The 25,069-nt window shown below is 57.8% G+C and carries 20 protein-coding genes and 7 pseudogenes; 12 read left to right on the top strand and 15 right to left on the bottom strand.

Features of this window, described 5'->3' with window-relative positions; genetic code table 11:
• Nucleotides 1–39: 39 nt before the first annotated feature.
• Together BLP23_RS31290 and BLP23_RS35475 are read left to right on the top strand one after the other, a co-directional pair.
• Nucleotides 40–483 carry a YybH family protein gene (locus BLP23_RS31290; protein ID WP_092588570.1) on the top strand — a complete coding sequence of 148 codons (444 nt, stop codon included), beginning with the start codon at nt 40–42 and terminating at the stop codon, nt 481–483.
• 406 nt (nt 484–889) lie between these two features.
• Nucleotides 890–1,343, top strand: a pseudogene (locus BLP23_RS35475) (thermonuclease family protein); the annotation flags it as partial.
• Here the strand turns inward: BLP23_RS35475 and BLP23_RS34840 are convergent.
• The 5 genes and pseudogenes from BLP23_RS34840 to BLP23_RS31255 form a co-directional block, all read right to left on the bottom strand.
• Nucleotides 1,344–1,726: pseudogene (locus BLP23_RS34840) on the bottom strand (hypothetical protein); the annotation flags it as partial.
• A gap of 94 nt (nt 1,727–1,820) precedes the next feature.
• Nucleotides 1,821–2,566 (bottom strand): annotated as a pseudogene (locus BLP23_RS31270) (ribonuclease activity regulator RraA).
• 21 nt (nt 2,567–2,587) lie between these two features.
• A pseudogene (locus tag BLP23_RS31265) lies at nt 2,588–3,055 on the bottom strand (enolase C-terminal domain-like protein); the annotation flags it as partial.
• Between the two features lie 527 nt (nt 3,056–3,582).
• Entirely contained in the window at nt 3,583–4,221 is a 639-nt protein-coding gene (locus BLP23_RS31260; RefSeq protein WP_092588569.1) for an NrsF family protein, read from the bottom strand.
• Between the two features lies 1 nt (nt 4,222).
• Entirely contained in the window at nt 4,223–4,729 is a 507-nt protein-coding gene (locus tag BLP23_RS31255) for a sigma-70 family RNA polymerase sigma factor (RefSeq protein WP_407691822.1), read from the bottom strand.
• 219 nt (nt 4,730–4,948) lie between these two features.
• On the opposite strand from BLP23_RS31255, the gene BLP23_RS31250 reads away from it, so the two are divergent.
• From BLP23_RS31250 to BLP23_RS31235, 4 genes are all read left to right on the top strand, one after another.
• Nucleotides 4,949–5,236: a BufA1 family periplasmic bufferin-type metallophore gene (locus BLP23_RS31250; RefSeq protein ID WP_092588567.1), complete on the top strand. Its 288-nt coding sequence runs from the start codon at nt 4,949–4,951 to the stop codon at nt 5,234–5,236.
• 64 nt (nt 5,237–5,300) lie between these two features.
• On the top strand, nt 5,301–6,188 hold the full coding sequence (gene bufB / locus BLP23_RS31245; protein ID WP_092588566.1) for an MNIO family bufferin maturase: 888 nt from the start codon (nt 5,301–5,303) through the stop codon (nt 6,186–6,188).
• A 2-nt stretch (nt 6,189–6,190) separates the two neighbouring features.
• Nucleotides 6,191–6,967, top strand: coding sequence for an HvfC/BufC N-terminal domain-containing protein (locus BLP23_RS31240; protein WP_092588565.1), 777 nt, complete (start codon nt 6,191–6,193; stop codon nt 6,965–6,967).
• Entirely contained in the window at nt 6,964–7,461 is a 498-nt protein-coding gene (locus BLP23_RS31235) for a DoxX family protein (RefSeq protein WP_092588564.1), read from the top strand. The genes BLP23_RS31240 and BLP23_RS31235 overlap by 4 nt, the downstream gene beginning before the upstream one ends.
• A gap of 100 nt (nt 7,462–7,561) precedes the next feature.
• Here BLP23_RS31235 and BLP23_RS31230 read toward each other — a convergent pair whose 3' ends face one another.
• A complete protein-coding gene (locus tag BLP23_RS31230; protein ID WP_233426882.1) occupies nt 7,562–7,906 on the bottom strand; it encodes a TetR family transcriptional regulator in 345 nt (114 codons plus the stop codon).
• Nucleotides 7,907–7,948: 42 nt separating this feature from the next.
• Between BLP23_RS31230 and BLP23_RS31225 the strand changes: the two are divergent.
• From BLP23_RS31225 to BLP23_RS31215, 3 genes and pseudogenes are all read left to right on the top strand, one after another.
• A pseudogene (locus tag BLP23_RS31225) lies at nt 7,949–8,334 on the top strand (DUF1348 family protein); the annotation flags it as partial.
• A 30-nt stretch (nt 8,335–8,364) separates the two neighbouring features.
• Nucleotides 8,365–8,682 (top strand): hypothetical protein, encoded by a 318-nt coding sequence (locus BLP23_RS31220; protein WP_233426881.1) that lies wholly within the window; start codon nt 8,365–8,367, stop codon nt 8,680–8,682.
• Nucleotides 8,683–8,714: 32 nt separating this feature from the next.
• A pseudogene (locus BLP23_RS31215) lies at nt 8,715–9,442 on the top strand (LysR substrate-binding domain-containing protein); the annotation flags it as partial.
• A 254-nt stretch (nt 9,443–9,696) separates the two neighbouring features.
• Here BLP23_RS31215 and BLP23_RS31210 read toward each other — a convergent pair.
• Nucleotides 9,697–10,656 (bottom strand): MBL fold metallo-hydrolase, encoded by a 960-nt coding sequence (locus BLP23_RS31210; protein WP_092588563.1) that lies wholly within the window; start codon nt 10,654–10,656, stop codon nt 9,697–9,699.
• A 93-nt stretch (nt 10,657–10,749) separates the two neighbouring features.
• Between BLP23_RS31210 and BLP23_RS31205 the strand changes: the two genes are divergently transcribed.
• Complete coding sequence (locus BLP23_RS31205) at nt 10,750–11,748, top strand: LysR family transcriptional regulator (protein ID WP_092588562.1); 999 nt, start codon at nt 10,750–10,752, stop codon at nt 11,746–11,748.
• A 199-nt stretch (nt 11,749–11,947) separates the two neighbouring features.
• Here the strand turns inward: BLP23_RS31205 and BLP23_RS31200 are convergent.
• The 6 genes and pseudogenes from BLP23_RS31200 to BLP23_RS31175 form a co-directional block, all read right to left on the bottom strand.
• Nucleotides 11,948–12,185, bottom strand: a pseudogene (locus tag BLP23_RS31200) (IS110 family transposase); the annotation flags it as partial.
• A gap of 69 nt (nt 12,186–12,254) precedes the next feature.
• Nucleotides 12,255–12,548, bottom strand: coding sequence for a hypothetical protein (locus BLP23_RS31195; RefSeq protein WP_233426880.1), 294 nt, complete (start codon nt 12,546–12,548; stop codon nt 12,255–12,257).
• A gap of 80 nt (nt 12,549–12,628) precedes the next feature.
• Nucleotides 12,629–13,675 carry a flagellar hook-associated family protein gene (locus BLP23_RS31190; RefSeq protein ID WP_092588561.1) on the bottom strand — a complete coding sequence of 349 codons (1,047 nt, stop codon included), beginning with the start codon at nt 13,673–13,675 and terminating at the stop codon, nt 12,629–12,631.
• A 3-nt stretch (nt 13,676–13,678) separates the two neighbouring features.
• On the bottom strand, nt 13,679–15,139 hold the full coding sequence (gene flgK / locus BLP23_RS31185; RefSeq protein ID WP_092588560.1) for a flagellar hook-associated protein FlgK: 1,461 nt from the start codon (nt 15,137–15,139) through the stop codon (nt 13,679–13,681).
• Between the two features lie 12 nt (nt 15,140–15,151).
• Nucleotides 15,152–16,447, bottom strand: coding sequence for a flagellar hook protein FlgE (locus BLP23_RS31180; protein WP_092588559.1), 1,296 nt, complete (start codon nt 16,445–16,447; stop codon nt 15,152–15,154).
• A 260-nt stretch (nt 16,448–16,707) separates the two neighbouring features.
• Nucleotides 16,708–17,454, bottom strand: a complete 747-nt coding sequence (locus tag BLP23_RS31175; protein WP_092588558.1) for an EF-hand domain-containing protein — start codon at nt 17,452–17,454, stop codon at nt 16,708–16,710.
• Between the two features lie 174 nt (nt 17,455–17,628).
• On the opposite strand from BLP23_RS31175, the gene BLP23_RS31170 reads away from it, so the two are divergent.
• The gene (locus BLP23_RS31170) at nt 17,629–18,279 is read left to right on the top strand and encodes a TetR/AcrR family transcriptional regulator (RefSeq protein WP_092588557.1); all 651 of its coding nucleotides are present in this window, start codon (nt 17,629–17,631) and stop codon (nt 18,277–18,279) included.
• Between the two features lie 254 nt (nt 18,280–18,533).
• Nucleotides 18,534–20,717: a DUF1217 domain-containing protein gene (locus tag BLP23_RS31165; protein WP_092588556.1), complete on the top strand. Its 2,184-nt coding sequence runs from the start codon at nt 18,534–18,536 to the stop codon at nt 20,715–20,717.
• 631 nt (nt 20,718–21,348) lie between these two features.
• On the opposite strand, the gene BLP23_RS31160 is transcribed toward BLP23_RS31165, so the two are convergent.
• A complete protein-coding gene (locus tag BLP23_RS31160) occupies nt 21,349–22,521 on the bottom strand; it encodes an MFS transporter (RefSeq protein ID WP_233426879.1) in 1,173 nt (390 codons plus the stop codon).
• Between the two features lie 901 nt (nt 22,522–23,422).
• A complete protein-coding gene (locus BLP23_RS31155) occupies nt 23,423–25,069 on the bottom strand; it encodes a GMC family oxidoreductase (protein WP_092588555.1) in 1,647 nt (548 codons plus the stop codon).

The raw sequence follows: 25,069 nt of genomic DNA, 5'->3' as shown, positions 1-25,069 counted from the left end.
CCGTTCGTCCTCTGCTTGAACAGCACAGGAGAACGGTCAATGAGCAACGAAACCAAAGTCAATATCGAAGAAGAGGCGATTATCGCCATGCTGACGATGCGCGCTTCCGCGCTCGGCGAAAAAGATGCCAAGGGCGCACTTTCCTACGAAACCGAGGATTCGGTCGAGTTTTCGCTGGCACCGCCGCTCGTCTATCACGGCAAGGACGAGGCAGGCCTGCAGGCGTGGTTCAATACCTGGGAAGGTCCGATCGGTGGCGATGTTTGCGATGCCAAGCTAACGGTCGGCGGAGACGTTGCTTTCTGGAGTGGTCTGACGCGCATGACGGGAACTAAGACTGACGGCACCGAGGTCGATCTTTGGTTTCGTCAAACCCTTGGCCTGGTGAAGCGCGATGGCCGCTGGATGGTGTCTCACCAACATACATCCGTGCCATTCGCCATGGATGGAAGCGGTCGCGCTCTGCTCGATCTCAAACCTTAAACGGCTGGCCCCAGGGTATCGATGTCCCCAGGCCGCCAACGGTGGAGTTTTACTTTGTTCGATGAGGTCCAGGCTCTGATCCCAATCTCAGCGCCTCTTCGCGACCTATCTTGCTGCCATGTGGGCCCTCCCGGAGACGGTCTTGCGTGATTGCCGCGCGGAGCAAAGCGGCCGGCAGGAGCGCTCGCGGTGGAGATAGACCCATCTCGAGGAGCCGGGCCACGGACGGCGTCGCGCCTGCCAGCGCTCACGAAGAGAAAGATCGTGTCTTGGATCGGGCCTCGGAGGCTGCCATTCCGGCTCCGCCGATTGGGCGATGCCCACCTTAGCGGCTGCCCGGCCGAAATGCAGTTCCTCGGCCACCGCGACGAAGTAGGAGGAGCTGGCGTAGTTCCACACTAATTTTGCAGCGATGGAAGAATTGGTGGCATCGGGAGACGTCGTCTGCGATGACCGCGGAGCGGACATCTATGAACGACAACTGGGTGTATGTCGTGTCGGCCAGCGTGAGATCAATGCCGAAATGGTCGCGTCAGGCAACGCATGGGCATTCGGAAAATACTCCACCGACTACGTCACACTCGAGGATAGGGCCCACAGCGAGCAATTAGGCATTTGGCAGGCTTCGACGATCCCGGCATAGGATTATCGCGCAGCGAGATGGCACGTGGCCGAGCAACAAGCGCCGAAGGGCTGGCCCCATCAAAGGCAACATCTCCGAGAACGGCCATATCTACAATGCGCCATGGTCTCCTTGGTACGACCGCACCAAGGTCGATACCAAGAAAGGCGAGCGCTGGTTTTGTGATGAAGCCCAGGCGCTGAAAGCCGGATGGCGGCCGCCGCAATGGGGCCATTGATCACGGAGAGAGGGACTGAGCCCGTCTCCGGATCCTGATTTCGATGCGTCGTCGGGCGTCGACATTTCCTGCCTGCCCTGCAGTGACGGTATCGCCCGGAGGTATCAATTGCGCCGCGGACGGAAGCACAGTTGCTTCACTCAGTTTTGGGTTCGCCTTGAGGGTATTCGCGACGGCGATCGCCCGTGCCAATCCCAGCCCGGCCTTGTCCGCCGGCTCAAGGGCAGTGATTGGCAATCTACTGTCCAAGACAGCGATGAACGTTGGTCGAGATTGGGACTCGTCCGGGCCAGCGGCTGCTCGTCGGTATGGCCAATGACCTCGATGACCTCGACCCGATAACGAGACAGGTTATCCGCAATCTGGTCTGTTTCGATCACCCCTGTTATTCCATCACCGCTAAATGATCCGTGCACCACCGCATAAACGCCAGCGATAACCCAAAAGGTTCGCCGCCCGCCTCGGGTAATCGATAGGCTAATTTCGGTTCTCCAACCGGTTTGTTTTTCGCCACTCTTCGTACTTTCCGCGGGCATCGTCATGCAGCGGATAGTAGCGCTGCAACGACCCGCCCTCCATAAGCTTCACTCGCGAGAATTCCTCCCAATCGTGATGCTTTTGCGACTCTTCGATTACCTTCGAGGCCATTGCGACCGGAAGCACCACCACTCCGTCGTCGTCGGCGACGATGATGTCGCCGGGGATGACCGTGACACCGCCGCAGGCAATCGGAACGTTGACGGCATTGGGATAGATGCTGGTCTGCACATGGTAGTTGGGAGTCCAGCCACGCAGCCATAGGGGGAGATCTAGCTTCTCGACATTGGGCCGATCGCGCATGCACCCGTCGATTACGATGCCAGCGCCGCCTCTGCCTTTGAAATACGTCGACATCATATCGCCAAAGACGCCCGAGCTCATATCGCCGCGCGCGTCGACCACGACCACATCGCCCTCCTGCGCGTGATAGAGCACGTGCCGGTGCAACTGCGTCTCCGGATCGGCATATTCTCCCTCGGTGAAGAGGTCCGGTCGCTGCGGCATGAACTGGAGCGTCAGCGCCGGCCCGACGATCGACTTCCCGGGGTTCTGCGGCACGGGACCGACCATGTGCGGATTGCGGAAGCCCATCCAAGCGTGCAGGCAACCGTAGCGGCGCCGATTTCCTTCAGTGCGTCGATCAGGTCTTTGGGAGGTCGCGTAATGTCGGGAGTATGCGTCATTTTAGACTCCGGTGGATGAAACTACCAGTTCGTAACCGAACCGTCGCGGCGCTTCAGGTGAGGCGCTTCCCATAAACGAAAGCTTTCCGCCTTGACCGCCTCTTCGTTGACCTCGACGCCGAGCCCCGGCAGATCGCCGACCGGATAGTCGGGGCCGTCGAGCCGTGGTTGCACGGGGAAGAAGTCGGAATTGTCGAAGCCCAGCCTTGTTTCGGGCACCCTGGTCTCGAGCCAAGCGAAATTCGGCACCGCGGCGGCGAGATGGATGGTCGCGGCCGTGCAGACTGGGCCAAGGGGATTGTGCGGCATCAGGTCCACATAGTGCGCCTCGCTCCAGCCAGCCACCTTCATCGCTTCAGTGAGCCCGCCAACATTGCAAACATCGAGCCGGTTGAACTGATGGATGCCGCGCTCGATGTAGGGCAGGAACTGCCACTTGCTGGCAAATTCCTCGCCGATGGCGAACGGGATGTCGCGCAGCTTGCGGATGCCCTCGAGCAAAAAGACAACAGCGCACCAGGACGAGCCGCCGCATGCTGACGGCGGAGCTCTCAGTGTTGCTGGGAGGCTACGAGCGCATCATGGATGCTTATTATCGCCAGGCGCACAGGAATGCCGGAAAGACCAGAGATTGAGGCGGATATTCACCCGGTTTGCCCCTGAGTGAGGAAGCGGATGATCGCCCGACGGGCAAATAGCCGGCTAACGAAAACACCGGCAAGACGGCGACGTAGGCTGGTTTTGGCCGCACCGTGGCGACGGGCTATCCTGTTGGGTGGTCACGGCGCTCTTATAGCCTTTCTTGGAGTTGCTGTAAGTTCAAACCAGCGACAAACCGGTGCACACCAAATGTGGAACTCTCGACTTTGCTGAAAGCCTATGCACGGATATTGGAAGGTTTCTCGCGTTAGCCGATACGGAACCAATCTCAAGTCGACAAAAAATGACGATCGTCCGCATTCCCTGCGTCGGCGCCCCTTCGTATCTCCTATTCTGGTGATCGAATCGGAAAGGCTTCACCAGCGCGCAACGCGTCTGCCAAGGACCGTGCCGAGCGTTGCAAGTCCGGCGATAGCGATAGAATACCAGGTAGCCACGAACAGCGGTGAATCGTCGGTGCAATGGGCTGCGTAGAAGGTTGCGGCGATGCCGCCGGCAAGCAGGCCAGCGACGGCGCCGGCAAGGCGGGGCCGCGTCGGCGCGCCGTGACGGAGCGCCGCAAGAAAAACGGCCAGCGGGCCGAGACCGATCAGCGGGATGAAGGTCAGGCAGACATAGACGTTACTGCCCCACCAGACCGTAACCAACTGATCAGAAGGCACGACGAACAATTCGGACACCACCGCAGTGCCGAGAAGGATCGGCACAACAAAGAGCCAACAAGCGGCGCGTCTGACATCGGAACCGGGACGCGACAACACCCGCAGGAGCGCAAAAGCGACGACGGCGAGCGCAAGTGTGACGATGAATTTGAACAGGAATCGGAGCGTGTGGGCGGCCACCGCGAAGTCGGGGCGCGGACCGATCAGGACGAAGAAGACGCCGGCTGCGATGATCGTCGCGGCGACGATCGCCACCCACCATGCATAGCCAAGCGGCATCGCCTGCTTTTCTGCATCTGCCTTCAGGGCGTTGATGAGGTCGTCAGTCTGCATTTCAGCTCCGTCCAAACTTCTTTGCGATCGATCGCAAACCCCGGTGCAGGGCAACCCGCACCGCCGTCTCCGTCATGCCGAACTTGTCGGCGGTCTCGCCGATAGAACGCCCCTCGATCGAAATCGCGGCTACGACAGAACGCTGGCCCGGCGCCAGCCCATCCAGCACGCGACCGATCTCGCGGTCGCTCACCGTCTCGGCCTCCGGCTGGGCGACCGTCTCGGCGATGTCGCCGATCTCGATCTCCACATGGCGGCCACGCTTGCGAAAGGCGTCGATCAGCTTGAAGCGCGCGATCGCATAAATCCAAGGCAAGACAGGCGCGTCGCTGATCCAGGTATGACGCTTCATATGAATAGCTAGAAGCGTTTCCTGCACGACGTCCTCGGGATCGACCCCGCCCTGCACGATCTTCCGGCGCGCGAAGCCACGCACGATGGCGGCAGTGCGCCCCAGAAACGCGGCATAAGCCCTTTCATCGCCTGCGATCGCGGCGCGCAGCTGCATGGCAAGTTCATTTTCGACGTCGCCGTTCAACCCCTTGTCTCTCCAATACGCGCGCACAGGCTGCTTTGTTACGCGCCGGCCAAAATAATGTCCAACGACGCCACACCGTCGATCACGAATTCGTGTTTGTTGCCATGCGTAACAGAATGCCTGGCCGGACCGAAGGGAGGATTACGCGGCCGATGACCGGCACGCGGAAGGTCCAAGAGGAGATCAACCATGAACCGTTCCACGCTCACCCTTACCCTCGTCGGCTCGCTCGCCACCGCTATTGCATCAGTTGCCTTCGCCGCACCATTGCCGGCTGAGAAAATGGTTGGCAACGAGAAATGCTATGGCATCGCGCTCAAGGGTCAGAACGACTGCGCTGCCGGCGCCGGCACGACCTGCGCGGGTACCTCAACGATGGACTACCAGGGCAACGCCTGGAAAGCCGTGCCGGCCGGCACCTGCACCAGCATGAATGTCGGCGGTCATATGGGCAAGCTGGAGCCGACCAAGGGCTGACCGCCAAGCGGGGGCCTGGGTACCTGGGCCTCCGCTGTTGCCTGACAAACCGGGGAGAACTGCGATGCTCGCTTCAAGAATCCACACCACCGTCTTGCCCGCGCGCGCCGGGCTTGGCCTCAAACCCGAGCACTACGAGACCATTCTGGCCAATCGGCCGGACGTCGGCTTCTTTGAGGTGCATGCCGAGAACTACATGGGCGCCGGTGGGCCGCCGCATCGCTATCTGGAAGCCATCACGGAACTCTATCCACTGTCGCTGCATGGCGTTGGCTTGTCGATCGGCGCGGCGCGCGGGCTCGACAAGAGGCATCTAAAGCGGTTGCGCGGCTTGATCGAACGCTATCGACCGCAGAGTTTCTCTGAACATCTCGCCTGGTCGACGCACGACACGGGCTTTCTCAACGACTTGCTACCGCTTCCTTATACACAAGAAACCCTAGCGCGCGTCGTCGACCATGTCGATGAAACGCAGCAGGCACTCGGGCGACAACTGCTACTCGAAAACCCGTCGACCTATGTGCTGTTCGCGGACAGTACGATCGACGAAATCGATTTCCTCGCGACGATTGCGGAGCGCACCGGCTGCGGCCTGCTGCTCGACGCCAACAACGTGATGGTGTCGGCGGTGAACCATCGGCTCGACGCCACTAGCTATATCGACCGCTTCCCGGTCGAGCGTGTTGGAGAGATTCATCTCGCCGGATACGACGAGACCATCGACGACGCCGGCGACCGGCTGTTGATCGATGCGCATGGTACGGCGGTCAGGAGCGATGTGGTGGCGCTCTACGAACACACGCTTGCGCGCAGCGGACCACTGCCGACGCTGATTGAATGGGACAACGACGTTCCGGATTTCAACACCCTGCAGGCGGAGGCGGCACGCGCGGATGCGATGCTCGCCGCCGAAGCGCTACGCCGTAAAAGGCGTCGGATGAAGGCGGCGTGACCATGGATTTTGTCACCAGCCAGACCGCCTTTGCCGACGCTTTGCTGCATGCCGATCGGCCGGTGCCGGACGGCATCACCACCGCGCGCGGCGGGGTCGACGCTGCGCGGTTTGCCGTCTACCGCAACAATGTCTTCGTCGGGCTGACCAAGGCACTCGCGCAGCACTTTCCGGTAACCGAGCGGCTCGTTGGCACGGAATTCTTCATGGCCATGGCGCGGGCCTATGTCCAGGATCACAAACCCGCCTCTCCGCTGATCATCGAATATGGCGGCGACTTCCCGGATTTCATTTCGAGCTTCCAGCCAGCCAGAGAGCTTGCCTATCTGCCCGATGTCGCCCGCGTCGAGGCGGCCTGGATGCGCGCCTATCACGCGGCGGATTCCGCGCCGCTCGACCTTGTGGTACTTGCCGCTGCGGCGCCCGAGATGCTTGCGGACCTGCGGGTCGTCCCGCACCCTTCAGCGGGCTTGATCCGTTCGGACTATCCAGTTGGCTCCATCTGGAGCGCGCATCAGCAGGACATGGTTGCGCCGCTCGTCGACTGGCGACCGCAGGCCGTCCTGGTCGTACGGCCACAGATGACCGTCAATGTCCATATCGTTCCGCCGCAGGACGCGATCTTTGCGGCCTGCTTGTTCAACGCCGTCACCCTTGGCGCGGCGGCAGAGGCTGCATTGACCGCTAGTCCCGCATTCGATTTCGGAACGGCGCTGATTGGTCTTGCCAGCCTCGGCGCATTCAGCGCCCTCCAACAGCACGAAGGAAATGTCGCATGAAGACCGACGCTGCCTCATCCAACGGCTCTGGCGCTGCCCTTGCCGCCTTCATTACGCGTGCCGAAGGCCTGCTCGCCTCCGTTCCACACTCACTGCCGCTGCTGGCACTACGCTTGGCGCTCGCGATTCCCTTCTTCAAGTCGGGACTGACGAAGTGGGACGGATTCCTGACGCTTTCGCAAGGTGCGCGATATCTCTTCGAACAGGAGTTCAAACTCCATATTTTCGGCAACGAGATCGCCTATCCGTTTCCACTGGCGATGGCGACCGCAGCGGGGATCGGAGAACTGATCCTGCCGGTGTTGTTGATCCTTGGCTTGGCGACACGCTTCGCCGCGCTCGGCTTGCTGCTGATGACGGCGATCATCCAGCTCACCATTCCAGACGGCTGGGCGAATTTCCATCTGCCCTGGGCGGCGATGGCGCTGGCATTGATCGTGTTCGGCGGGGGCAGGATCGCGATTGATCCGCTTGTCATGCCACGCCGCAATTGACATACGCTTGCAACGTGTTCGTGGCCGCCCTGCAAAAAGAGCCTCGCTCATCGCGCTATCGGCACGTATGTCAATCGTCAGATCGAACGCGGTGTCGTTCCTATTCGTGGCGCAGCCGCTGCGTCAGTCGGAGTGGCTGACATTTGGCGCACTTGTACTTGTCGATATCGGCTCTCCGAGCGGCTACTTGCAGCAAAGTTGCAGCGACGATCAGATCATGGACCGGCCTCTCTTGAATGAGGTTCTTTCTTCTCTCCTCATGGAGCAAGTTAAAGAGACTTTCGAGCTTCTCGTGAGCCGGCGCGCCTCTTGCCGAGCGACTGCATCCGCCAACTGGATAGTTTGCTCGATGGCCGCAGATCGACCTGTTGATCGCTGCTCTTGACGGAAAGAAGCGATAGATAGTGGCGCTGCTCATTCCCAGGCAAGATGCAATGTCGGCCACCGATGTCTTTTGGTGACCGATGCGGCGAAAGTATTCTTCCGCCACAGCCGCGATGCCGCCAAGGTGGCGCTCGCCTATACACTCGACACACGCTGGCGCAACCGCGCCGAATTCGCGACCAATCGTGCCGAGGCCGAAGCTCCAGGCGCAAATGGAACCGCGAGCTCAATTACCGGCTGATCAAGGAGCTTTGGGCCTTCCAGGGCAACCGCATCGCCGTTCGCTATGCCTACGAATATCACGACGACAGCGGTCAATGGTTTCGTGCCTATGGCAACGAGAATTGGGAATTCGCCGATGATGGGCTGATGCGGGCGCGGCATGCCAGCATCAACGAACACCCGATCACGGAGGCGGAGCGCAAGTTCCGCTGGCCACTCGGCCGCCGACCGGACGATTACCCGGGCTTGGGCGACTTCGGCTTCTAAAGCCAGGTCCAGATCAAGGAGGTCGCCACCATGGCAGGTTTCAAGCTCGACGCGCGGGCACGGCTGTCGATCGAGCTCGCGCTTACCGCCGGACGCAGTGATCCCATTTTTGCCGGGCGGCAGGAAAAGGACGCGAAGGCGCTCGGCATGACCGGGGCTGAGATCGATATGGCCCGCAACGGCTCGAGCTTCGACTTTCAGCTTTCCAGTGCGATCGCCGTGGCGCTCGAACCAAACGTCGAGCACTGCGAGCGTGCCATGAAAGCCGGTATCGACGCACAAGCCTGTGCTGACATTGAAAAGTTGGCGGCCTCGCATATCAACCGATCTCTGTTGAGATCTGCATAGGCCACCGCCATCCATTCTTTCATGACATCTCCAGCGTGCGGCTCACCGAGGCGGGCAATCGCTTCCATGAAACCTTGTCTCAGCCAATGGCCGAGGTCAGATCCGCCTTCGAGAACGTGGCAGGGGACGCCCGGCCCAGTGGCTTGCTGCGGATCGCGGTAACATCGATTGCGGAACAATTTCTTTCCGGCCCGCTCATCGCGTCCTTCGCCGAAGTCCATCCCGGCATCACGATCGACGTCACGGTTACCGACGACATGTTCGACATCGTAGCCGCCGTGCAGGCGTCCGGCTGGGTGAGGTGATCGAGCAGGATATGGTCGCGGTGCCACTGACTAAAGAAGAGAGAGAAGTGGTGGTTGCGACGCCGGGATATTTTAAGGTCCACGGAACGCCCCGCCATCCTCGGGAACTGGTGCATCATCGCTGTATCGGTTGGCGTTCATCTCCAAGTGCTGCGCCGTACCGATGGGAGTTCGAGGAGGATGGCATAACGTTCGACGTCGCCGTCGAGCCGCAAATCACCACAAACGATCTGCATTTGATGGTCCGGACCGCGCTCGCTGGCGGTGGTATCACATTTGCGTTTGAAGAGTCGTTTCGCCCATACATCGATCGTGGCGAGTTGATCACGGCGTTGGACGACTATCTGCCGCCGTTTCCTGGGTTCTTCCTCTATTTCCCTAACCGCCGCAATATGGCCCCCAAGCTGCGCGCGCTCATTGACCATGTTCGCGCGAACAGACTGACCCAGCTTTAGTAGTCCAGTGGCTAGAGCTGGTTGGGTTTTGTACGTGTTGGACGCCTATAACGCCCTACCCCTTCCCCGGTCCGGTGGACCCGAACCGGGTGCGTTGCGCCGATTGGTGAGGATGAGCACTCGTCCAAAAGGTGAGATCGCTGGAACAGTGGCGAAAAGACATCCGTCACTGCGGAAGAAGAGGCCATTGTGGATCCTCTTTGAGCGAATGCCCGATCCGCCCGCTTCACTGGATGATAGCCGGTTGTAAGACCTTAAGCGTAGTTGACCGGCAGCCAGTCGTAATTCGTGCTGTCTTTGCGCACATGGCCGATGCCCGGAAAGGCGATATGCGCGCCTGCCACCAGATATTTGCCTTCCACCGCCTGCCGGAACGCAATGTCGCGTGCAGCCACGGCGGCTTTCTGGTCGATATCGAATTCGATGGCGACGCCGGGTTCATCGAATTGCAGAATATCGCCATGGGTGATGTCGCCCCAGAACACGATCATCTCGCCTTTGCTTTCCAGCGTGATGGCGCTGTGACCCGGCGTATGTCCCGCATAAAGAATGGAACCAAGACCGGGAACGGGCGCTGCGTTGTCCGCAAAGGTTTCGAATTTTCCGGCTTCGACGTATGGCGTCACGCACTGATCCGCCTCGCCAAAATGCTGCTTGACGATGCCGGTCGCCGCCTTGGCGTTTGCCGCACTCAGCCAGAATTTGGCCTCCCGCTCATTGACCCGCAATGTGGCCTTCGGGAAGGTGCGCTTGCCATTGCTCATCAACCCGCCGGAATGATCGGTGTGAATATGGGTGAGGACGACATCATCGATGTCATCCATCTTATAACCGGACGCCTCAATGTTTGACACGAGTTTGCCGAGCGATGGCCCTAGATAGGCACCGGTGCCTGCGTCGATCAGTACCAGTCGTTCGCCGGTATTGATCAGAAAGGCGTTGACGGAAGTTGGGACGATTTCGGGCAGAAAGGCATCATTCAACGCGCTCTGCGCATGTTGTTCGCTGGTGTTGGTATAGAGCTTGGCGAGCGGCAGAGCAACGGTGCCGTCCGACAGGGCCGTGACCTCTACGGAGCCGATTTTAAGCCGGTAGAAACCGGGTGCCTGAACAACCGCATAGGGCGCTTTGGCGAAGGCTATCGACGGTGCGACGAAGGGTGCGGCGATCAGGCCGGTCAGAGCGCTTTTGAGAATGGAACGACGGGATGGCATGGGTTTGCTCCTTGGGTGAGGGTGCGGAACGGCTTGCAAGTTCCTGCCCATCAGATAAGGATGTCTCGGTCAGCAATCAAATCGATATCACTCATGCAAGTCATCGATCATTTCAATCTACGTTCCTTCGACCTCAATCTTCTCGTGGCCTTCGATGCAATGATGGAAGAGATGAGCGTGACCCGTGCGGCGCAGCGGCTGAAAATTCAGCAGCCTGCCATGAGCCACAATATATCCACCCTGCGCATCCTGTTTCAGGATGAGCTTTTCATCCGTGTAGGACAGGTGATGAAGCCCACCGCACGGGCGCTCAATTTGTCCGGCCCGGTGCGGCAGGCTCTACGGCAGGCGCAGGCGGCCATGTTGATGGCGGACGCATTCGATCCGGCCACCGAGCAACGCACATTCCGGCTGGGACTTTCCAGCGAGGTGGAACTGCTATTGCTGCCCGATCTGACGGCACGGCTGCGGGATATCGCGCCGGGCATCCGCATTCTCGCCCGCGGTGGTGATGCGGCAGAGGTCGACGCGATGCTGGATGCGGGCGTCATCGATCTGTCTGTGGGGTGCAGCTATCTGCCGGACTCACGGCACCATTGCGAGCCGCTGTATCAGTCCAGCGTATTGTGCTGTTTCAATCCGCAATTGCTGAAGGTTTCCAATCCGGTGGGCCGCGATGCCTATATGGCCGCACAGCACGCGGTGATCTCGCAAACCGACAGCCTGCATGGCTGCGTCAAGGATGCTCTGGAGCATGCGGGTGCAGAACTGGAAGTGGTGGCGGCCGCGCCCGATTTCATGTCGATATTGGCCACGGCACGCTCATCTGCGGTGATTGCCACCGTCTCATCGCGCATTGCGCTTCGTTACGGGCCGCTGCTGGGACTTGAGGTCAGCCCGGTGCCACTGGTGCTTTCTTTTCCACCCGTGGCAATGGTCTGGCCGCTTCAGACGGACAGCGATCTTGGCTGCGCATGGTTGCGGCAGCAAATCCGTGAGGCGATGCTGAGGACGAACGGGGGCAAGGGAACTGATATTTCGACAAAGCGGCCGCGCCGCAGCCGTTATGTAAGCAAGAAGGGCTTTATTTAAATAAGGAGAAAGCTAAGGTAAGCGATCTTAAATAAGCCTCGCCCGTTCGACCACGTCTCTGTTGCATTTGAAAATGGAATCTGCTCCGAAAGCGAGCGTTTGAGGCGTAAGCGTTATTATGGAACTACTAATTTTATGCGTCTTGCGGCTTACCGGGCAATGCGCTCGATGAAATCGGAAAAGGCTGAAAGCTGACCGCGAAAACCGCCGTGAGGTCGCCGGCCCTCAATAGCCGGGCGAGCGCAAGCGCATCTCGACGGTTCGTCTTAACCCGGTCGTCGCCAGGCCTCCTCGGGATCAATGACGGAGCGACAACCATACAGAGCTCTGGTCAAGCGACCGGATCAGCCGATGGAGGCCGCAGGTGGTGGGGCCGGCCTCGTAGCAAAATGCACGCGATCAAACTTCGCGGCTATTCGCTTGATAATGCGGCGCATGACTTACAGGTCGGATATGATATCGGCGTCTTTTCATGAACCGTTCGCGAGTAGTAAGCTAGACATTCGTTAATGAGCCGCATCGTTTGTAATGACAGCCCCTTGCGTCCAGTCGATCAGCCGATCCAGGCGCGCGATCTTGTGGAAGATTTCAAAGATATCGAAGGATTCGCCAGACCGTATATACGAGGCCAACAGCTCGCACAGTTCAAAGATTTCGTGGGGAGTCCCATCGATGGGCACTCCGTCGTCTGTGTATACACCCGACCGTGGCCACGCTCTTTCTTGTCTTTCATCAAACTTGCAGCCGATGAACGGCACCGCATCGACGATGCGGCAAGCAAGCGCAAAGGAATGTTGCATCAAGATTTCGCTGTGGCGGCACGCCGGGTCGGCCACGCGGTTCGACCCGATGGCCTTGTTCGTTATTCCAGACCGGCTCGTCATAGATAGTTGACGAGGCTGAGCTGCTGTAGCTTGGATACAAGTGTATAGGCTGTCTCCAGCTGGGTTTGCAGGCTATTGACGAGCGTCGACGCCTCATAAACATCGACACCCTGCAGATCGACAAGCTTGCTTTGTAAGAGGCTCGATTGAGCATCGAGCGCATCGTTTGCTTTTTCGACGCGCTCCTGCGAAAGACCAAGCTGGCTTTGCTGGGTGACGATCCCGGATGTCGCCTGCGCCGCATAGCTGATCGCCTTGGAGGCAACAGCACTTTGCGCGTCCGTGCCGAGATCCTGGCCGAAGAGAGCGGTCGTGGTGATCGATGCCAAGGCAAGGTAGCGCATACCTTCCGAATTGGCGTTCGTCGATGAAGTGATCGTCTCCGATGTACTGATCCGGCTCGTCATATTCGTGCTCGATGCCGACGACCATCCCTCCGTCACATCCGTCCAGGCGCTTTCCGAGAACATCGGCTCGACGGTATCGGAAATGAAGGTTGTGATCTCTTCGCCGGAGAGTTCATTGGTCGACTTGCCGAGGCTGCTGGCATAGTCTTCAAGCGCAGAAACGATCTTGTCCGAAATAGCGGCGGACTTGTCTGTGAGCGGCTGAACGTCGAGATTGGTTCCAGCGAAAACAAACTCGCCATTGACCGACGTATTGGCTGTCGAAACGAGCTGTGACAGCGTATCGTTGGCCGACTGCAGGGCGACTGCCACACTGGTCGAATCCTGGCTTGCCTGCAGCGCGGTCAGATTTGAGACCAAAGCGTCTCCGGCGTCCTGAATACTGGAAAGTGCCGCTTGCGATGCGTCCATCCGTAGTGAAATGATTGAGTTGCTGGTTTGGAACGCTTCGGTCTGGGCAATCGCGCTGGAAAAACTGACGCTCTTAGCAGCACCTGAACCCAGCGAGACGCCAATATCCGCATAGACCCCGGTCGTTGCTTCCGTCGAGGCGGTGACGAGGCGTGCCTGGGATTGGCTGATGGTGAGCCGCATCATACTCTGCATGGCGGACGAGGAGACAAAAGATGATTTCATGGTCTAACTCGCAATGTCGAGCAGCGACTGGAGCATCTCGTCGATGGCATTCAGCATCTTTGTCGCGGCTTTGTAGGATTGTTCGATGTCGAGGAGCAGCGTCAGTTCCTCATCGAGATTGACGCCGGTTTCATTGGAATAGGCTTCGCTCGATCGTGACAGGGCGGCTGTGGTATTTTCAGCCGCGGTCGTGGCATCGCTTCGATATTGCTCAAGCCAGCCGATCGATTCGCTTGCGTAGTCGGTCAAGCTGAGATCGGTCGATATTCCGGCTTCCGCCGAGAATTGGCGCTTGGCATCAAGGGCGAGATATAGGCTATCGAGGTTGTCCGAAAAGCCACTGTTGTTGGCACTGTTCAGATCTGTTATGCCGCTGATGCTTCCGTCGCGCAACGCCATCGGGTCGCCACCTGCGCTCGTGACCACGGCGGTGTTAACCGAGATCGTCGCGGCAATGCCGTCGATCGCGTTTGACGATGTCGGCGTATCGCCGGCAGCTCCAGAACTCTCGGTCCACACGAAGAGTCCCGGTGCGCTGGTGCTGCCGTCCGTCTCGGAAAATATCTGCACAAGTGATTTGGCAATTTCATCGAGTTGCGACTGGAAGGTCGGGGCGATCTCGTCGCGAAGCTGCAAGAGCGCTTGCAGGCTTCCGCTAGCGTCCGAGGTTGCTCCTTCCCCGGCGCTCAACGCAACGCCGTCGATATAGATGGCATTGCCATCCGTGCCGGCGACGTAAGTTGCTGTCGGCTCGGAGGTGACGCTCCGCGGCACGGTTTCGAACAGCACTGCCCCTTCGGATGTGTAAAGCGCCATATCGCTGTTTTCGCGCACGACGGCGGAAATCCCGACAAGGGAGGATATCTGCTTCAAAAGCTTTTCGCGCTCGTCAAGCGCCGACGAGGTATCGGCGCCAGTCGCCGTCGCCGATTTCACGGCGTTGTTGGCGCTTTCAAACTGCGAAAGCAGATTGTTGAGCGTATCTACCTGCGTTGCGATGTCAGCATCCGCGCTTGCGCGGAGAGACTGCACGGCGTCACTGGCGTTATTCAGCGAGATCGCAAGATCCTGCGCGGCGGTGACCGCCGACTGGGCGGCGATCGTGCTGTTCGGCGATGTACGGAATGTCTGTAGCGCGTCGCGAAATGCAGTCAAGTTGGTGCTTGGCGATGTCTCGTAGTCGTTGCCGCCAAGCGCTGACTTCAGCTCTTCGAGCCCGCTCACCAAGGTTTGTTGGGCGCTATCCTTGGAGTCGGACTGCAGATACTGTTTCAGTAGCGCGTCCTCTTGCGCTCGGCTGATGGAAACCACCTGAGCGCCCGCGAGCGAGGTCGAAATCGACGCTTCGCGCCGCACATAATCGGAATTATTGGCATTTGCGATGTTCGTCGAAACGACGCTGCTCTGACGGGCAGTATTGTTGAATGTGCTTTGGACGCTGTTGAGCGCCGATGATAGCGACATGGCTCTCCCTCCCTATCGCTTCAGATTGACGAGGACATCCATGATGTCGGAGCCGGTCTGAAACACTTTCGAGTTGGCCGTATAGCTGCGCTGCGCCTCGATCATCTCGGTGAGCTCGCCAGCCAAATCGACATTCGAACTTTCAAGCGCACCGGACTGGATCGAACCGAGACCGTTCGTCTGCGGAAAGCCGGTGACCGTGACGCCGGAGGCACCATTGGCACTGTAAACATTGCCGCTCAGCAGCGTGAGATTGTCGGGGCTTGCGACTGTTGCCAGCGGTATCTGATAGAGTGCTTTGCTCGTGCCATTCGAATAGCTGACCGAGACAACGCCGTCAGTGCCGACCGAAACCGAACTCACCGTGCTCGCTGCCTGGCCATCGGCAGAGCCTGTTGCCGAAAAGTCGGCCGACAGCTGGCTGAAACCGGAATAATCCATGGCAACGGTCTTTGCCGTGACCGGATCGACGATGTCGGTATCGGTCGAGGACGTCAGTTCGCCGTCGGCATCGAAGGATAAGGTTGCGACACTGACAGGATCAGAGGAGTAAGGAAACGAGGTTGCGCTTCCGGTTGCGGCGTCTGCATTGCGGTAAACTGCGACCTCCCAGGTGCTTCCCGTCACCGCGCCGCTGGCATCCGTCGTGACGCCGGTTTTGGTGAAGTAATAGTCATACTGGACCGTTGCTCCGAGGCTGTCATAGGCTACGAGCGACATCTTCTTCGTATCGTCGGTAACCGTTGCCGCGTCATTGGCGCTCGGCAGTGTAGTCGAATCGGTGACGACTTCAGCATCAGAATCGAGATTGCCGGTGAGATAGGCGCTCGACGATGCGATGGCGCTCAATCCAGACTGCGACACGTTGACGGGAACGAGGCTATCAAATCCATTGACGACGACGGCGGGGGCACCTGAATCATACGAATAGCCCATGAGCGTGAAGCCGGCGCTATTGACGAGGTTGCCGCTATCGTCGACCGAGAAGTCGCCTGCCCGCGTCAGCACCGGCGTGCCGTCAGCGCTTTCTACAATAAAGAAGCCATCGCCCGAAATGGCCAGATCGTAGTCAGACGTCGTATAGGAAATGTCGCCCTGTTGGGAAACGGACTGGCGGACAGAGGTCTGGACGCCCCCGGAATTGTAGTTCCCGGACGACGATGGCAAGACCAGCGACGAAAAGGACGTTGAGACGGATTTATAGCCGGTCGTGTTGGAATTGGCGATGTTGTCGGCCACCGTGCTCAAGCGGTTGGCCTGGGCGTTCATGCCGGATACAGCAGTCTTCATGCTTCCAAAGATACTCATGGCTGGGTTCCTTTTTGATGTGGAGAGGGACATGCCACGCGCGAACAATTCCGGACGTGGGCACAAAGGCACACAAAGCCGCCGGCGATGACACAGCCTCTGAGAGGCCTGTGAGCGATCGTCAAATCTGACACGTCTGGAAAATGCCGCTTATGATGGCGATCTCGCTACGGATCATCCGAGCGCATGAGGAGCCGGGAAAAGGCCCCCTCGGAATTTTAAATTGAGGCTGGGGGGCCGCTTCCCGCGGGTGAGCTGGCCTAGATCGTCATTCGCGTGACCGATCCAGCTGCGGTATCGTCACCCGCTTCCTTATTAAAGTAAGCAGGCATCGCCGCCGAATACTCTGCCCTTAAACTCTCGATAAATTGGTCTCCGGTCAGGGAGCCACTGCTTTCGCTCTCGATGCTCTCAAAAAGCGCATTTGCCTCATCCTCAGTCACGCTGTCAGGCCGCCCGGTGGCGAATTCCTCCTGAGTGATAACGCCATCGCCGTCAGTATCGAGCGCAGAAAACAGCGAGGAAAGTCCCTCTTCGCCGCCAAAGGCCTGCCCCGTCGGACGCGCACCCTTCCCCGTACTCATCGCCTCGGAGAGCGCGTCTGCCGAAGGAGCTCCCGTATTCTCCGTGTCAAGACTTGCAAAGAGTGTGCTCGCCTGGTTTTCGGTCACGTCGGAGGGCTTCGCTGCGACGAATTCGCTTGCGGTGATGATGCCGTCGCCATCGCTATCCATCGACGCAACAGCATCAGCCGCAGACTGGCAATCCTGATCTTGTCCTGCTGTCCGGGCTTGCTGCTCTTGGCTGTTCATCAGCACGGCCATCAACTGCGAGAAAAGCTTCTGGGCGCTTTCGGTCACCGCATCGTCGGCATCCTGGGCGGATTCCGCCTTTCTTGCCTTTCCGGTGGAAACTGTACTAGAGGAAAGCGATTGCTCTGAAGAATCGATTGCGAGCTTGGTATAAGGGTAGGAAGCAGCAGATGTTGCTGAAGAGATTGTCGTCACGATGTGCTCCTCAAGGAAAGGGAGTGTCGGTGGTGCGACGCATTACAGAACTGATGAGTTCTCTAAATCGAAACCTTAGTTTCCTCAACTGGCAAAGTTACCAGCAAAAAATCACAGTTGACTTTTTCCAGGTAATGCTTAGCTGCGATTCGATCGGGGTATTTGAGTCATCAGATGGATATGCATGATGTGACGAACAAGGAGAGGTCTCGCAAGCGTGGGCGCCCGAAGGTCTCCAGTGACGAGGAAAAACGCTCCCAGATTGTCGATTGCGCCCGCGAGATCTTCGTCAAGTTCGGCTATGCAGGCACGACGACGGCAATCGTTGCGACCGAGGCAGGGGTCTCCAAGCAGACCATCTACAAGCTCTTCGAAAGCAAGGACGAGCTGTTTACGGCCGTTGTCAAAGCACACCGCCGCTTGATGCTCGACCTCCCCCGCGGCCCTGAAGATATTTCCGTTGCTGAAAGCCTCGAGCGCATCTTCATGCTCGATATCGATGAGGAAAGAGATGCCGAGCGCGCGGGATTTCTGCAACTGGTCTTCCGCGAAGCGGCACAGTTTCCCGAACTCATGGACGTGCTGCATCAAGAGGGCATGCTCACGTCGAGGCGGCATCTTGCGGAGTGGCTCGCCGACCGCCAAACCGAGGGAAAGCTCAAGATTGACGATCCCTTGAGTGGCGCTCGGATGCTCATGGACATGATTTTCGGCGGAATGGGACCACCGGAAGGCCAGGCCCAGGCATGGCCGGATCGTGCCGCGCAGCTTGCCCATCTGCGGCGTTGCATCGCAATTTTTGCCGCCGGCACTGACGCGAAATAACCGGCTCGGGCCGCTGGACTGGTGGCCTCTTGCGTCGCTTACTCCAAACGAAGTGATTTTCGTCTTTTCTTAACACCGAAGATAAATTATAGAACTATATAGTTCTGCAAATATCTGATTCGGCAGCCTTGCGCTGCCTGCCTTCGCCATGACTGGCGTTCTCTTCATTAATCATCCGCTGCACCGGCAGCCGCCGCAAATGCTGTCCTGGCTGGTCAGCAGCGGCAGACGTGCGAGCTAACTTGGATAGACAGATGGTTTCCACCTACGTCAGCTATCTCTCGATTGCGCGCAACTTGAGCACCAGTCTCTCGAATGTAGCCGCAAAAGCGACCGTGTCGCGCGACAGTACCTACTACAAGGAAAATATCGGCAAGGTCGCGTCCGTCGAAGAGTTCATGAGCGACTACAAGCTTTATTCCTACGCCATGAAAGCGTATGGGCTGGAAGACATGACGTACGCGAAAGCCTTCATGAAGAAGGTGCTGGAAAGCGATCTCAGCGATTCTTCCAGCTTTGCCAACAGCCTCAGTGACAGCCGTTACGTGGAATTTGCCGCAGCATTCAAGTTTTCCGGCGAAACTGCGGCTGCCCAATCCGACGCACAAAGCAGCACCTTGCTCGACGCCTATGAAGCATCCTTCGATGCGGAGATCGACGCAATCGCCGAGGAGGCTGAATATTATCAGGATACCATCAACGAGGTGACGTCGGTCGATGATCTCTTGTCGAGTCCAAGACTCAGGAACTTCGTGCTCAACGCCTTCGGTCTGAACACGGATTATACCTCTGACAGTTTCCTGACGAGCGTTTTGACGAGCGACCCGGATGATCCCGACAGCTACGTCAATCAACTCGCTGACAGCGTCTATGTCGATCTAGCAAAGGCGTTCAACTTCAACAGCGACGGGTCGGTCAATGGTGATCTGCAGTCGGAGGAGCAGATCGCTCTCGTCACGAGCGCTTATACAATCAGTGAATCGACATTTGCATCGTCGTCGACAAGCGATGCCTATTCCTCCTATTTTGCAGCCGAGATCGGCAACATCACATCGGTCGATCAATTGATGGAAGATGACAAGCTGGTCGGCTATTTGAGGACGGCTTACGGCCTGTCTGACGACGATCCCGACAACTACATTTCTGCGGCGTTGAAGAGCGGATCGGTCGCCGAAGCGATCGGTCTTTCCAATCTTCATGAAGCCTTCAATTTTGACGAGGATGGCAATCTGGCCGACGGCGCGACAGCACAGACTTCGGATCAAACCGATGCGACTGCTGCAAGCTTTGCGGAAAATTACGCGATCGAGATTGCCAATACCGACGTGGAAGATGCCGTTGAAAACTACAGCACGCGTATCGCCGACGTAACATCAATTGATGACTTCCTGGAATCGAACACCGACGATGACGACAGCGACAATGATGATCTTCCGGAACTGTGGGAAATGGCGCTTCGCTCCTACGGCATCGATCCGACGAGTGTTTCCAAGACCGAACTGCGCAAAGTGTTAAAAAGCGACCCGACCGATCCCAAAAGCTACTTGAACAGTCTGAGGGATGACCGCTTCGAAGCGCTGAGAGATGCTTTCAACTTCGATAGTGACGGGAACGTGACTGTGCCGCTCCAGGCAATGTCGGGATCGGTGATCGACGACTATGCCGCTTACCACAAGCAGAACAAGATCCAATATCTGGACGGCATGGAGCAAAGCGACGCAAGCGACGCTGCGGACACCGAAATTAATTATTGTCGCGAGCAGATGGCGAACATCAAAAGCGTTTCCGAGTTTCTTGACGACGATCGCCTCGTCAGCTTCGTACTGGAGGCAAAGGGGATTGATCCCGATGACGTGACGTCGAGCGAGCTATCCAAGATGTTCGCATCCGACCTCGATGACGAGAAGAGTTACGTCAACACCTTGTCCGACAGCCGTTTTGCCGAACTCGTCGCTGCCTTCAACTTTGACCACGAAGGAAATATTTCGGCCGATCCGACGGGGACCATTCAGCAGCGCGGTGACGTGCTTGAAACGATCAATGCATATGTTCGCCAAACGCTCGAGAGTGATCAAGGCGATAGCAACACCGGCGTCAGGCTTGCTCTTTACTTCGAACGCAAGGCGCCGGAAATCTCGAGCGCCTATGATATGTTGGGCGACAGCGCATTGTTTGAATTCTTCACAACGACCTTCAACCTGTCGACCTACGTTTCCAACATGGACGTCGACAAGCAGGCCGAGATGATCGAGAGCTTTATCGATCTTGAGGATCTGTCCGACCCGGATAAGGTTGCCAATCTCATTAAGCGATTCACCGCCATGTACGATGTCAGCAACGGCGCGGCGAATACGTCATCGGCGCTGTCCATCCTTACCGGCTCCTCGACAATCAGCGCCGACACACTACTTGCAGTGTCGCAATTAGCGACGGCCTGAACAAATTCTCGAATGGCTTATCCCGTTCGCGCAGGTACACACTTCTAATAGTATATCCAAAAAACGAGGACGGAGCGGTCCTTAAGCTGGAGAGGGCGCAAAATCAACGACGTTAGGATTAGGCCAGATTCGCCAAGCTATATCGCGTCAGGCCGTAGCGGTGGCCGACTGGTCCACAGATGTTTTCGGATTTAGATAGCAAACGCGACCACCGCAGGGCAGCATTTGGCCCAAGCGGGCTCCACGATATTAGCGTAAGCCGTGAAAGTGGATAAGACACTACCATTGTAACATCACTGCGCGGCGGGTGCGGAATGTGTTCCCAGCTTGTGTGTCTCCTCGTGATGATGTCTCATATTCTGCCGGATCGACATTACCCAGCAGGTGACGTTTGCCTCTTGCCGTTCATTTGGACGAGTTCGCTTGCGTTGAAATCCTCGCGCAAAACTGGCGCACAGTATGCGCCACCAGGAAACATCGCGTCGAGATGGCTCCGTCGCTGCTGTATTGACGATTTCCAAGGAGGCAGCGGATGGCGGTTGGTTTCGCGGGCTTGGAAGGCGTGCCATTCCATATTTTGGGCCTCGTGTTGCTCCCTCACCTTAGGCCACTGTGGCAGAGTTGATCGAGGTTACAGGTCCCTGAGGTAATAAGTGCTTACAACGATCGCGGAAAATGCAAGTACCAGCAGGGACATGCTTACCGAAAGCGTAGACATTTGCGCGACTAAGCCGAGGACAGCAGGTCCTAGCAGAAGGCCAGAGTATCCCATTGTCGTAACGATGGACATCGCATTGGCTGCAGCACTACCGCCGGCACGGCCCGCTGCCGCGAAAACCGCCGGCACGATATTTGCTACGCCAAAACCGCACCCGCCTAAAGCAATCAGAGCGATTGATATGCTGTCGATGGAAAGCAATGCCGCGACCGACACCGCACAGATGATGGCGCCGAACCGCAACACGTTGGTCGGGCCGACGCGATTGGTAATAGCATCTCCGACAAGGCGACCGATAGTCATGGTGGCGGCGAACGCTGCAAAACCATATGCACCGGTGCTTTCGGTCCCGTGCAGTGTGCCGACGATATAGATAGCACTCCAATCCATCATCCCGCCTTCGGCGAACAACGCAAGAAACGATATCGCGCCGAGAAAGTACAAGTAAACTCTACCCTCGATTCGATCTGCGCTGATCGTGCGAGCGCCTATCGGTGTTGTATCCTGGTTGTAGCCCTGCACGCCGAAATAAGCGGCGACTGACAGGACCATCACAATAGCTCCGGTCACTCCCAGACAGACAGCCAAGGCCGCGCCGAAATTTAGCAACTGACCGACGACGAACGCACCGGCTAGATTGCCAATGCTGAACACTGCGTGAAACGATGACATGATGTGATGCCCGATCTGACGCTCCAGCAACGAAGCTTCCGTATTCATCGAGACATCCAATGTTCCGAATCCCGCGCCAGCCATGAATACGATTAGCGCCAACAGATAAACATTAGCAACATGAGGCACCGATACTAATGCGATGCCAAACCCGACTGACCCAAAAAGGCAAAGGGCGTGACAACTGCACTGCTGGGACAAGCGACGGAAGTTCGTCATCAACACGATAGCACCAAGCGCGAAGCAGAGCAGCACCAGGCCAAGCGTCCCCTTCTCCAAGTTCATCTGTGAGCTGAGCACAGGCAAGGAGGCAGCCCAAGAGCCTATACCGACGCCACCTGCTAGGAAGAAAGCGCGGCATTGAAGCCGGCCTGCCCAACCAGATTTAGCAATAAACAACGTTTGGTGGTTCAATTAGACTACCTTCCCGAAGATCCATTGGCCTCGGTGCAGGCGACCCTGGACGATCAATCAGTACGCGGGACAAGAGTTCAAATTTTCCCTCATGCGTACAGTAAAATCCGAAGATGCTACCAAGCGACAAGCCGCATGCTCGTTGATCCCTTTGCCGCAGTGATGAAATTGAACTCAATAGTTAAAGAGCGCGGCAAAGGTATCGCGCTTGAGGACAGCGTTCATCTCCCGGAAGGACGATGCATTGACGAAAACCTGGGATAGACCTGGCACTTTATACACTGCAGTAAGAGACAGAAGAAGGCTCGCTACCAGTATCGCACAAATCCAACTTTCCGACTTCGACAGCAAGTTCTGGTGCTCCTAAGTTTAGCATGGAACCATTATTGCCGAATTGATCCGGCCTGTCTCATGCGCAAGTTAAATGAAGCTCCAATATAGTGCAGCGCCTGCGCCAGATTGCGAACTGAGGCTACTTCACCTGTTGTTGCCCGAGGCGCCCACCAAAACTGGGCCTCTCAAACGGGATCGGCTGCTCTGCATCGCGAGTTTCACGCCATATCAGCGCTTAAACCGGGACCTTTGCTGGTGACGGCTATTGACCGCCACCAGCTCCAGCCGCTTGGGAGGTGCAACGCTTCAAAAGCAGCCGATTGGTTCAAGCTACCGATATTCGATGTCCGGCGCGATTTCGCTCACTGAAATAATTTGACGCGATGCGACGCACCCTGTGCGAAATGCAGTTTGCGTCTATACCCACTTGTTCTGCAGCCAGCGCGACCGCCCCCTCTTTCAGCGCCGCGGCGTTCACGTTTTGCGGTTCGCAACCAGGACACGACAATATTATCGCCCCGACTCATGACAGGATTCCCTCACCTCTGAGGCCGCGGTGGCGGCGGTCTTAGGGCCGAATGAACTCCGCGGCGCGTTCCCCGATCATGATGCAGACCGCGTTTGGGTTCCCCGAGATCAAAGTAGGCATTATCGAAGCATCTGCAACGCGAAGCCCCTCAATGCCCCTTACGCGCAGCCGAGGATCGACGACCGCCATCTCATCCTCACCCATGCGACAAGTGCCCGAAGGGTGAAGCGCAGCATGGGCATTCTTGCGGCAGAAGTCTTTTATCTCATCACGTGCTCTGATCATCGGCGACGGAGTTTGACGCGCTGTGAGATAGCGCGAGATAGCAGGCCGTTCCATAATGTCTATCGCTGCCATAGTTCCATCCGTGATCGCATCTAGATCATAGGGGTCGGAGAAATATCGAGGGGCTATAACAGGAGTGTCCGCTGGATTTGCACTTCGAAGAGTAACTTCGCCCCTCGACCGCGGCCTGATCTGACCGAGGTTGACGGTGCAACCATTTCCTCCCGGCACGGCATCTACGCCTTCTTCGATCCCGGCGCCGACCACCATGAAGTACTGGATATCAGGCGCCTTTTCGCTCTTGTTTCCCCACCAGAAGGCGCCGCCTTCAATCAGGTTCGACGACGCCGGTCCACCCCTGAAAAGAGCATAGTTGAGGCCTGCAGCAGCCTTCCAGTGCGGCCTCTTGTATTTGTCGTAACTGTGCGGGCCGTTGAGCTGATAGATGAGAGAGATTTCGATATGATCCTGCAGGTTCTGTCCCACGCCAGGAAGATCCACGTGGACCGGGATACCTTGTCGCTCGAGCGCGTCAGCTGACCCAATCCCCGACAGCATCAAGAGCTTTGGCGTGGCTATTGCTCCGGCAGACAAGATCACCTCTCGCTCAGCCCACAAGATCGAATTATTGCCATTCCGGATGCATTCCACACCAACTGCCTTACCGTTCTCAACAATAATGCGGGTTACGGTTGTCTTTGTGAGAACACGAAGGTTTGAGCGTCCGCGTGCGGGCTTCAGGTAAGCCACCGCCGCGCTACTGCGCCGACCGTTCTTGGCCGTGATCTGATAAAGACCACAACCGGTTTGATTTCCTGAATTGAAATCGGGATTGTAAGGGAGACCTGCCTGCTGGCACGCTTGGAGCCACGCCCGCGTCAGAGGATGAATGTAGTCGATGTCGGAGACCCCGAGCGGCCCTCCGATGGAATGGACATCGTTGCAAAATCTGTTGTTGTCTTCGGCTCGCTTGAAATATGGAAGCACATCGTCGTAGCTCCAGCCTGTGGCACCGAGTGCCACCCATCGTTCGTAGTCGGATGGCACGCCGCGAATGTAAATCATCGCGTTCACGGAACTTCCGCCGCCGAGGACACTCGCCTGTACCATTGTCGGTGTCGCGCTGGGCCCCAGACCCGGTGGAGGCTCCCAAGGCAGGCGCTTCAGCAGGGGACCTTGGGCGGTCTTGTAGTACGCGCCAGGGATATGGATATACGGGCTTGAATCCGGCGGTCCCTCTTCGAGGAGAGCGACCGACACGTTTTCGTCCTCCGACAGCCGCGAAGCTATGACACAACCGGTCGAGCCGCCTCCTACGACAATGTAGTCGCACCGGGTCGACCGGTCTCCCCCGGGTGGCCGTATGCCGAACCGAGCCGACGCAAGGTGAGAAAACAACAT

This window comes from Rhizobium mongolense subsp. loessense (assembly GCF_900099775.1).
GTDB lineage: Bacteria > Pseudomonadota > Alphaproteobacteria > Rhizobiales > Rhizobiaceae > Rhizobium > Rhizobium loessense.
Note: the sequence above shows the minus strand (reverse complement) of the source record. Positions and strands in the feature narration are given on the sequence as shown.

Excerpts from the sequence above, each read along its gene's own strand:
- BLP23_RS31190 (WP_092588561.1), bottom strand. The coding sequence starts at position 13,675 with ATGAAATCATCTTTTGTCTCCTCGTCCGCCATGCAGAGTATGATGCGG.
- BLP23_RS31155 (WP_092588555.1), bottom strand. The coding sequence starts at position 25,069 with ATGTTGTTTTCTCACCTTGCGTCGGCTCGGTTCGGCATACGGCCACCC.
- BLP23_RS31235 (WP_092588564.1), top strand. The coding sequence starts at position 6,964 with ATGAAGACCGACGCTGCCTCATCCAACGGCTCTGGCGCTGCCCTTGCC.
- BLP23_RS31255 (WP_407691822.1), bottom strand. The coding sequence starts at position 4,729 with ATGCAGCTGCGCGCCGCGATCGCAGGCGATGAAAGGGCTTATGCCGCG.
- BLP23_RS31195 (WP_233426880.1), bottom strand. The coding sequence starts at position 12,548 with ATGCAACATTCCTTTGCGCTTGCTTGCCGCATCGTCGATGCGGTGCCG.
- bufB (WP_092588566.1), top strand. The coding sequence starts at position 5,301 with ATGCTCGCTTCAAGAATCCACACCACCGTCTTGCCCGCGCGCGCCGGG.
- BLP23_RS31240 (WP_092588565.1), top strand. The coding sequence starts at position 6,191 with ATGGATTTTGTCACCAGCCAGACCGCCTTTGCCGACGCTTTGCTGCAT.
- BLP23_RS31180 (WP_092588559.1), bottom strand. The coding sequence starts at position 16,447 with ATGAGTATCTTTGGAAGCATGAAGACTGCTGTATCCGGCATGAACGCC.
- BLP23_RS31210 (WP_092588563.1), bottom strand. The coding sequence starts at position 10,656 with ATGCCATCCCGTCGTTCCATTCTCAAAAGCGCTCTGACCGGCCTGATC.
- flgK (WP_092588560.1), bottom strand. The coding sequence starts at position 15,139 with ATGTCGCTATCATCGGCGCTCAACAGCGTCCAAAGCACATTCAACAAT.
- BLP23_RS31220 (WP_233426881.1), top strand. The coding sequence starts at position 8,365 with ATGGCAGGTTTCAAGCTCGACGCGCGGGCACGGCTGTCGATCGAGCTC.
- BLP23_RS31290 (WP_092588570.1), top strand. The coding sequence starts at position 40 with ATGAGCAACGAAACCAAAGTCAATATCGAAGAAGAGGCGATTATCGCC.
- BLP23_RS31165 (WP_092588556.1), top strand. The coding sequence starts at position 18,534 with ATGGTTTCCACCTACGTCAGCTATCTCTCGATTGCGCGCAACTTGAGC.
- BLP23_RS31250 (WP_092588567.1), top strand. The coding sequence starts at position 4,949 with ATGAACCGTTCCACGCTCACCCTTACCCTCGTCGGCTCGCTCGCCACC.
- BLP23_RS31260 (WP_092588569.1), bottom strand. The coding sequence starts at position 4,221 with ATGCAGACTGACGACCTCATCAACGCCCTGAAGGCAGATGCAGAAAAG.
- BLP23_RS31205 (WP_092588562.1), top strand. The coding sequence starts at position 10,750 with ATGCAAGTCATCGATCATTTCAATCTACGTTCCTTCGACCTCAATCTT.
- BLP23_RS31170 (WP_092588557.1), top strand. The coding sequence starts at position 17,629 with ATGGATATGCATGATGTGACGAACAAGGAGAGGTCTCGCAAGCGTGGG.